General features: G+C 58.6%; 1 protein-coding gene. It reads right to left on the bottom strand.

Annotated features, from left to right (window positions below):
- Window positions 1-608: site-specific integrase (locus tag EXE45_RS17125; RefSeq protein ID WP_158294310.1), on the bottom strand; the 608-nt coding region annotated here is incomplete at its 3' end.
- Between the last annotated feature and the right edge of the window lie 175 nt (window positions 609-783).

Below are 783 nucleotides of genomic sequence, written 5' to 3'. Positions count from 1 at the left end.
GTGATCGCGACCAGTCGCTCCCCGGCTTCGCCGTTCTTCAGGTTCGTTCCCTGGTGTGGGCGGTGTTCCAACCGGAGGTACCGCTCTTCTAGGTTGACGTCGTCGAGATCGAGCGAATGCACACCGCCGATACGCATCCCGGTCTCCCAGAGTAGCGCCATAACGACGTGCTTCTCGCTACCGTAGTGGTATTTTGTGAGATACTCGAGGATTTCTTCAGCAGTGTCCGCATCGAGTGTTTCGTCGCGCTGCCGCTCTTCGGGAGCGACACGTGGGATCATGATCTTGTCGTAGAGATCCGACGGCACGGCCTCGATCGATGCGGCCCACTTCAGGAAGACGCGCAGCGTCGACATTTGTGCCTTGACCGTGAGCGGACAGAGATCGCCGTCTTCCTTGCGCCAGAGACGGTATTCCTGGAGGTGCCGTCCGGTCAGGTCGTTTAGGTTGTCGATCCCTTCGATGTCGCACCAGCGGACGAAGTGGTTCGTCCTGTAGCGGTGGTTACGGACAGTAGCTTCGGTACAATTGGTCGCCTTGTGGTCGAGGAACAACTCTTGCGCGTCAGCCGGACTCATCGGCTGAAGTTCGTTTCGTTGTATGCTCATGGGTGGCATGGAACCCCCAGAGACGCTCCATACCGCCCGACAGCGCGGGGGAAGACTTCGTACGTACTTGTTCAGAGTCCCGCCCCAACCCATTACCTTTCCTGCTGTTTTTGAAGGAGACGCAGAACAGGCCAGCGTTCGAACCCCCTCCCCCGAGTTGCGTCTGATCACTCGA

This window comes from Halorubrum sp. SP9, assembly GCF_005435015.1.
Taxonomy (GTDB): domain Archaea; phylum Halobacteriota; class Halobacteria; order Halobacteriales; family Haloferacaceae; genus Halorubrum; species Halorubrum sodomense.
The sequence above is the reverse complement of the archived record's forward strand: the minus strand, read 5'-3'. Positions and strand labels throughout refer to the sequence as shown.